The organism is Xanthobacter sediminis (genome assembly GCF_043195015.1).
In the GTDB taxonomy this organism is placed as follows: domain Bacteria; phylum Pseudomonadota; class Alphaproteobacteria; order Rhizobiales; family Xanthobacteraceae; genus Xanthobacter.
Window position 1 is genome coordinate 21,462 of the sequence record NZ_JBAFWH010000026.1, and the last position, 7,234, is coordinate 28,695.

At 62.2% G+C, this 7,234-nt stretch carries 4 protein-coding genes; 3 read left to right on the forward strand and 1 reads right to left on the reverse strand.

Annotated features, from left to right (window positions below):
- Positions 1–155: 155 nt before the first annotated feature.
- The 3 genes from V5F61_RS19880 (at position 156) to V5F61_RS19890 (ending at position 5,487) form a co-directional block, all read left to right on the forward strand.
- Positions 156–2,381, forward strand: a complete 2,226-nt coding sequence (locus V5F61_RS19880) for a glycosyltransferase WbsX family protein (protein WP_393990522.1) — start codon at positions 156–158, stop codon at positions 2,379–2,381.
- 5 nt (positions 2,382–2,386) lie between these two features.
- Positions 2,387–3,325: a glycosyltransferase family 2 protein gene (locus V5F61_RS19885; RefSeq protein WP_393990523.1), complete on the forward strand. Its 939-nt coding sequence runs from the start codon at positions 2,387–2,389 to the stop codon at positions 3,323–3,325.
- Between the two features lie 131 nt (positions 3,326–3,456).
- Positions 3,457–5,487 carry a tetratricopeptide repeat protein gene (locus V5F61_RS19890; protein ID WP_393990524.1) on the forward strand — a complete coding sequence of 677 codons (2,031 nt, stop codon included), beginning with the start codon at positions 3,457–3,459 and terminating at the stop codon, positions 5,485–5,487.
- A gap of 185 nt (positions 5,488–5,672) precedes the next feature.
- Here the strand turns inward: V5F61_RS19890 and V5F61_RS19895 are convergent, their stop codons facing one another.
- Entirely contained in the window at positions 5,673–6,998 is a 1,326-nt protein-coding gene (locus V5F61_RS19895) for a hemolysin family protein (RefSeq protein WP_393990525.1), read from the reverse strand.
- Positions 6,999–7,234 lie beyond the last annotated feature (236 nt).

Sequence of the window (7,234 nt, forward strand, 5' to 3'; positions counted from 1 at the left end):
AATTCGACTGTTCCGCCTTCCGTTTGGCCGCGGAATATGCGAAATATCGCACGGTCAGCACATGATTACCGCGCAAAAGTTTCATGACACAACCATTAGGAAGTATATTTAATAACACAACCATTGATTTTTAATTCTGCTGGATTGGTGATGCCGTGAACGACTTGACAAACGAGAAGGTTGAATTCCCGGCTGCGCAGGCTCCTCACGAGAATGCGCAGGCGGCCGAAGCCCTCATCGTCACGCCGGATCTCTCGGACCTCGAATCCCCGCCCCACTGGCGCGGCGCGGCGGATGTCTTCACGGGGACACGCATCATCGGCTGGGTCGTCTCCACCCGCACCCCCATGAAGTCGGTGGCGATCGATGTCTTCCTTTTCGGCGAAAAGGTGCTGACGGACGTTACCTCGGAGTTGCGCCCGGACATCGCGTCGTTCCTGCGCATGCCCGTCAAGGCGGGATACGATATCGACCTGCTGAAGATGTCGCCCAAAGCCGCGCAGGCCGTGATGAAGCGGCTGAAGGCCGAAAGCCGCGGCGCGCTGAAGGTGGGCGAAATCCTCGAGCTGCGCATCGCCGACACCGATGTCATCGTGCGGCTGTCCGATTCCCTGCGGCAGGAGGACATGCCCCTGGCAGGGCTCGCGGAGATCTTCGCGCCTCTCGCCGGCCGGTTCGAGGGCGACCAGAGCGGGATGATCCGCCTGCGCGATCGCCTGCTGGAGGCCCAGCTGAACGGCGAGGCCGCCTCCGTAGAGGTGCTGGCCTACTACCTGCCACAGTTCCACCCCTTCCCCGAGAACGACACATGGTGGGGCAAGGGCTTTTCGGAGTGGACTAACGTCACCACGGCCAAGCCGCTGTTCGAGGGACACTACCAGCCGCACCTCCCGGCCGACCTCGGCTTCTACGACCTGCGCCTCGACCAGGTGCAGCGCGACCAGGTCGCGCTGGCCAAGCGCTACGGAATCCGCGGCTTCTGCTACTATTACTATTGGTTCTCCGGCCAGACCTTGATGACCCTGCCGATAGACCGGCACGTCGATCTCGATCTCGATCTCGATTTTTGCCTCTGCTGGGCGAATGAAAGCTGGTCGCGCCGCTGGGACGGATCGGAAGCCGATGTGCTGATGGCGCAACGCCACACCTTCGACAGCGACATCGACTTCATTCGTTCCTGCATCCGCTATTTCCGGTCCGACCGCTACATCAAAATTGACGGCGCCCCCCTCATTCAGGTGTATCGCATCTCGCTGATGGAGCGGCCCAGGGAAACGCTGGACCGCTGGCGCGAGATCGCCCGCGAGGAAGGCTTCCCCGGCCTCCACATCTGCATGGTCGAGAGCTTCGGCCTGCAGGATCCCTACAAATATGGCTGCGACAGCAGCTGCGAGTTCCCCCCGCACGGCGTGGTCAGCCAGAAAATCAATGACCGGGTCGAAGGGCTCAATCCGCGCTGCAGCGGCGCCATCTACGATTATGCCGAGATCGTGCGCGGAGAGATCGCGCGCCCCAATCCGCCGCATCCGCGCTTCCGCACGGCCATGCCCTCGTGGGACAATACCGCGCGCAAGGGCGCGGCCGGCAATGTCTTCGCCGGCGCCACGCCGGCATTGTTCGAAACCTGGATGCGGCATCTGGTGGCAGACGCGTGCCAGCGGCTGCCGGAAGACAGGCGCCTGGTCTTCGTCAACGCCTGGAACGAATGGGCCGAGGGCGCCCACCTGGAGCCGGATCGCGAGAACGGCCATGCGAACCTCCGCGCGGTGCGCAACGCGCTGATGCCTGAATCTCTGGCGCTCGCGCCGCTGCTCGCGCCCACGGACGGCTCCGAGGACCGGCTGGCGGAGACCCGACGCTACGTGGAGGGACTGATCCGCGCCAACCGTGCGCTGACCGGCCTGATACGCCGCGAGACGCACGATCTGCGCGTGGGCGAAGAACAGGAGCTTGTGTCGGTGCCGCCGTCCATCATGTCGGTGGAATGGGGCAGCGGCGCGGTGTGCAACATCGAGTCCCTGAACGGACAGCAGGTCGATTCCACCGGCCCGCTCCTGTTGCGGCGCGATCAGGCCATAAGCGTGCGCGGCTGGTTCACGTGGCCCGGAAAAAGCACACGCATCGCGCTGCTCGCCCTGCGCAGCATGTCGGCGCCCGAGCTGCCGCGCTATGTGACGTCCATCCACCTGCGCTCCCGGCGGCAGGACGTTGCAGCTGCCCTCAAGCTCGATGATGCAGAGATGGATTGCGGCTTCTCCGTTTCCGCCTCGCTGCGCGGTGTCGCCCCCGGCCGCTATGAAATCGAGCTTCTGACCACGGACTCCTCGAAAGCCGCGAGAGCGATCGCCGCGCCCACTTCCATCCAGTTCGTGGTCGGGTGACGGCCATGGCCGACAGACCTCTCGTCAGCATCGTCGTGCCCAGCTATGGCCATGAGCGCTTCGTGCTGGAATGCCTGGAATCCATCCACGACCAGACCTATCCGCAATTGGAGCTGGTCATCGTGGACGACCTTTCGACCGACAGCACTTTCGAGCGCTGCGCTGCGTTGCTGGACACGCCCTTCAGGCGCCGCTTCGCCAACACCGTACTTCTGCGCAACGAGCAGAACCTCGGCGCCCACGCCTCCATCAACCGCGGCATCGGCGCCTCACACGGCTCCCATATCGCGATCATCAATTCAGACGACCGCTACCATCCCGACAGGATTGCGGCGATGTTCTCGGCAATGGCGGAGGCCGGTTCGGAATTGTCCTTCACCCTCGTCGAGATCCTGGCCGATCCCGCCGAGGTGCCCGAAATTCCCGAACCCTTCAGACTGTTCACCCTTCGCCAGATGCTGGCCCTGAAGCGAGACCCGACGACCGGCTTCGCGCTGCTGCGGGCCAATCACGCGGTTTCCACAGGCAACCTGCTGTTCACCCGCCGGCTCTTCGACCGCGTCGGGCCATTCCTGCCGCTGAAATACTGCCACGACTGGGATTTCGTGCTGCAATCCCTCCACTTTACAGAACCGGCAGTGGTCATGGAGCCGCTTTACGACTATCGCCTCCATGGCACCAATTCCTTCTCTGCCCTCGCCCACCTGGCCGGGGTCGAAAGCGAGGTCGTGCTGCGCCGCTTTTTTCGCCGTGGAATGGTCGCAGCCCCCGGCAACCCCCTCTGCCCGGCCCCATTCACATGGCCGGGTTATTTCGAGACCTTTCTGGCGGAGTGCGGCTATCTCGACCACTTCCGACACGAGAACGGAGAGGGATTGCCCGGCTGGCGCACGTATTATGACGGACGGCGCGCCAATGTTGATCGCGCCGTCATTTTCGATTAGCGCAGGAGCCGGCGGCGCCCATCCACAGCCTGCGTTTCGGCATTCTCCGACGTATGCCCGCGGAATCGCCGCCAGACGTCGCTTCATCGCGGCCGGAAGCTAAAAGACCAAGTATTCTAAGGTGGTGAGGAATGATGACGTCGCACTTCAATACGAAAGGGGGGAATGCGGCTGACGAGGATGCGGCCATGGGCGTCTCTCCCATTCTGGAATGGGAGAGCCAGAGCGAAATCATCTGCCAGCAGATCACGAGCCACCACGCGCCATTCAAGATCATTCTAAAAACAAAAGACGAACCGGAGCACCTCTCCGAGTGGATGGAGCATCATTCACGCATCGTCGGCAAACGTAACATAATTATTGCAGACAACATGTCCAATTCGCCAGAGGCGAATGATATATTGTATTCCTTGCGCGACGAGTGCACCATCTTCAAGTTCACGGGACTACACAACAATATACATATCAGAAATGTATTCCGAAAGCTTTACGAATCGATTGCCACATCCTCTCAATTCCACATGGTCATGGATACAGATGAGAGACTGATCTGGGTCGACGCAGATAGCTGGATCGCGGATGAGAGGATTGTAGAGCAGATAAATAATATACGCCCATTCAAGGCGCTACCCGGCCTTATTTTTAATAATTATCCGGAATCTAGGGAGACGTTTGCAATCTCTATGAGAGATGAGACATTCCTTGACCCAATCCGATGGGGGAAACCCGTCATATCGAGCGATATCGGATATTCAAACTCACACAATCTTCATAATTCGCAATATGCGCGAAACCAGTTTCCTGAAATATTTCAGGCGAATATTGCAACGCTGCATTATTCCTATCTATTTCCAACTCAAAGAATGAAAGCTCATAAAAACAAGCTTATAGCACGAGGACTTATATCAGAATCGGTTTCGCTCGAGGAAATAGCTCAACTTCCGGATGCTCAGTTCCCACCAGATGGCGTTTCCTCGCGCTGCAGGTCGGAAATCGCCGCGATCCTCGCACGCCTGAATGGGCAGGATGGAACACCCTGGGGCGAAACGAACCCCGCGTTCACGATGCGGCTTGCCCCCAACGGAACCCTGTCGTTCGGAAGCGAAGAGGCCGCCCGCGCCTTCGCGGATCTGAGAGCGCACGCCAGTCTATATCTAGACACCATCTTGACGAACACGGCCAAGACAGCGGAAATGAAGGCTGAAAGTGCCTCACGGCAAGACGCACCGGCAGAATCCGTACAAGCGCGGATCGCCGAGTTGACCGCGGGGATGCTTTCCCAGCCGGACAAGCTCGACCAATATGGCGACCCTACTTTCCGCAAGGAGCTGATGCGCCTGCTGCTGGCGCAAGGCCGGTGGGATGAAGCCGAGGCGCTCGTGCCGGAACCCGGCGCACCCGACGCCGGCGGCTGGCATCATATTCTATTCGCGCGGGCGCACCAGAAGGCCGGAGACAAGGACGCCGCTCGCACGCATTGGCAGGCCTTTCTGGAAACCCATCCCGGCCACGCGGAGGCCGTGGCGGCTCTCAATTCCGCGACAATAAGCCGCATACCCCGGCCGACCCTGCCGCCGGGCATGGACCCGAAAGCTCCGCTGCTGCCGCGGATGACCGATCCGGAACGTGATATGTTCCAGCGTGCCCTGGAGGGCGTGGAGAATTTCCTGGAGTTCGGCGCAGGGGGCAGCACCACATTGGCGGCCCGCGCGGGGGTCAAGCGCATCGCGTCCGTCGAAAGCGACGTGCAGTGGCTCGATCTGCTGGCGCAGAGGCCGGAAATCGCGGCTGTGGATTTTACCGCCCTGCACATCGACATCGGCCCGACCGGCGCGTGGGGCATGCCCAGAGATCCGGCCAGCGCGCCGAAGTGGCCGGCCTATCATCAGGCCGTCTGGCGCAAGCTCGCCTGGCAGCCCGATCTGGTGCTAGTCGACGGGCGCTTCCGCGTCGCCTGTGCCCTCGCCACGATATTAAACTGCGCGCCCGACACCAAAATCGTCATCCACGACTTCTGGGATCGCCCGCAATATCATGTCGTGCTTCGCTACCTCGAAACGTTGGAACGCACGGATACCCTGGGTGTGTTCCGTGCGAAGCCCACACTCGTGATGAAGGATCTGGTCTCCGACCTCCTGGCCCACGCCTGCAATCCCGCCTAGCGACACAGGGCTTGTGACACGGGGAGAGTGAAGCGCAGCGCGCCCGATCGAGCCCCAGGCCCTCCACTTCCGGGAACTCCTGAGGCCCACCGGCCCCGGGCATTCGCACCGGAGCCGGCAGACTTCCCCGGCCGCCTCCGCGGGCTTCAGAAAAGACCCAGGGCCAGACGCACCGGCCCTTCGCGTCAATCGCCGGCCGGAAGGCGCAAGGCGAGCAGCTTGTCGATTCGCCGCCCATCCATGTCCACCACCTGGAAACGCCAGCCCTCATAATCGAACTGCTCGCCCGTGTCCGGCAGGTGCCCGAGCCGCGACAGGGCAAAGCCGGCGATGGTGTGGAAGTCGCCGGAGCGCGCGCGAAGGCCCAGGCGCTCGAATGCCTCGTGCGCGGGCATCATGCCGTCGATCAGGAGCGAGCCATCGTCGCGCGCGACGAGATCGGGCTCCTCATCATCTGTGGAGGGAAGATCGCCGGCGATGGCCTCCAGAAGGTCGGTCTGGGTGACGACGCCGTCGAGGCCGCCATATTCGTCGATGACGATGGCGAGGCGCACCGGGGCGGTCTTGAAACGCTCCAGCACGCGGAAGATGGGCGTGCCTTCATGCACGACCACAGGCTCACGCATTGCCGCCAGCGGATCGAGCGCCTTTCCGTCGAGGACCTGATCAAGAAGGTCCTTCTTCAGGATCATGCCCAGCGGCTCGACGATATCGCCCCTGCCCACGAGCAGCTGCTCGTGCCGGCACGCGCGGATGGTCCGCAGGATCTCCTCCTGGGTGTCATCGGCATCGATCCATTCCACATCGCGGCGCGGCGTCATGATTCCCCCGATGGGGCGATCCCCGATGGTCAGGACACGCTCCACCACCTCCTGCTGCGCATGCTGGAGCAGGCCCGCCTCCTGACTCGCCGCGACCAGCAGCTTCAGCTCCTCCGGCGAATGGAAAGAGTCCTCGCCCGTTCCCGGATGCAGGCCCACGAGCCGCAGGACGAGGTTGCCCAGGCCATTGAGCGTGACGATGGCCGGGCGCAGCAGGAACAGGAACACGCCCAGCGGCCGCACCACCCACAGGGCCGTTCCCTCGCTGCGCTGGAGCGCAAGGCTCTTCGGCGCCAGCTCGCCGAGCACGATGTGCAGCGTGGTGATGATGATGAAGGAAATGACCACAGCCACCGCGTGGGAGCCGAAGGTCGCGAGCGATCCGGGCAAGGCGCTCAGAAGCGGCGTGACCAGGTGGGCGATGGCCGGCTCGCCGATCCAGCCGAGGGCGAGGGAGGAAATGGTGATGCCGAGCTGCGTCGCGGCAAGGTTCGCATCAAGATTGTCCACCGCCCGCTGCAGGGCCGAGGCATTCATGCGCCCGGCGGCGACAAGCTCCGCCACCCGGCTGCGGCGGACGGCGACGAGGGAGAATTCCGCAGCGACGAAAAATCCGTTTGCGGCAACGAGCACAAGTACTGCGAATATCCCGGCAATATCTGCGATGCTACTACCCTCGGAACTTGGCATGGTCTCCTCTCGGGCGGCAGCGATGCCGCGAGCTGTTGAAATGCATTCGCTGTATAACACACGAACGACAACAGCCCGCCACGCGGCTCTCGCTGCGACAGGCCCGGCCACCTTCCGCCAGATTGCCGGCACGGGCGGTCGTTGACGTTGCCCCTCCTGTCTAATCCAGTTTGAAGTTCGTTCTGGCCCATTGCGAGTGACGTTGCCCCCAAGTTTTATCCAGCAGGGAGTTTGTC

Excerpts from the sequence above, each read along its gene's own strand:
- V5F61_RS19895 (WP_393990525.1), bottom strand. The coding sequence starts at position 6,998 with ATGCCAAGTTCCGAGGGTAGTAGCATCGCAGATATTGCCGGGATATTC.
- V5F61_RS19885 (WP_393990523.1), top strand. The coding sequence starts at position 2,387 with ATGGCCGACAGACCTCTCGTCAGCATCGTCGTGCCCAGCTATGGCCAT.
- V5F61_RS19890 (WP_393990524.1), top strand. The coding sequence starts at position 3,457 with ATGATGACGTCGCACTTCAATACGAAAGGGGGGAATGCGGCTGACGAG.